1 protein-coding gene is annotated in these 656 nt (G+C 78.0%); it reads left to right on the forward strand.

What is annotated here, in order from left to right:
- The coding region (locus HTZ82_RS02825) for a threonine/serine dehydratase (protein WP_175407646.1) at nt 1-656 on the forward strand (656 nt) is incomplete at both ends.

A 656-nucleotide genomic window follows, 5' to 3' on the forward strand; every position in this document is an offset into this window, starting at 1 on the left:
GGCTGGGGGCTGCTGCTGAAGGCCGAACACCTCCAGCACAGCGGCTCGTTCAAGCTGCGCGGCGCCGCGAACGCCGTCCTCGCGCTGGGCGGGCGCAGCATCGTGACCGGCTCGTCGGGCAACCACGGGATCGCGCTGGCGCGGCTCGCCGCACCGCTGGGGGTCCGTGTCACCGTGGTCCTCGCGGCCGGTACGAGCCCGGCCAAGGCCGCCCGTATCCGGGAGCTCGGCGGGCGGACCGTCACCGTGCCGGGCGGCGTGGCCGACCGGGAGCGGCGGGCGCGGGCGCTCGCCGAGGAGACCGGGGCGGTGCTGGTGCCGTCGTCGGACCACGAGCTGGTGGTGGCGGGTCAGGGCACGGTCGGCGCGGAGATCCTGGCCGACGTCCCGGACGTCCGCACCCTGTACGTGCCGGTGGGCGGGGGCGGGCTGCTGGCCGGGGTGTGCCTGGCGGCCGGCGGTCATCCCGTACGGATCGTGGGCGTCGAGCCGGCCGGTGCGCCGCGCTACGCCCGTTCCCTGGCCGCCGGGCGCCCCGTCCGGCTGCCGCCCTGCGACACGGTCGCCGACGGGCTGCGCGCCCAGCAGCCGGGGGCGGTGCCGTACGGCGTGGTCGCCGGCCGGGTCGACGACCTGGTGACGGTGACCGACGACGA

Source organism: Streptomyces sp. TRM64462, from assembly GCF_013362995.1.
Lineage (GTDB): Bacteria > Actinomycetota > Actinomycetes > Streptomycetales > Streptomycetaceae > Streptomyces.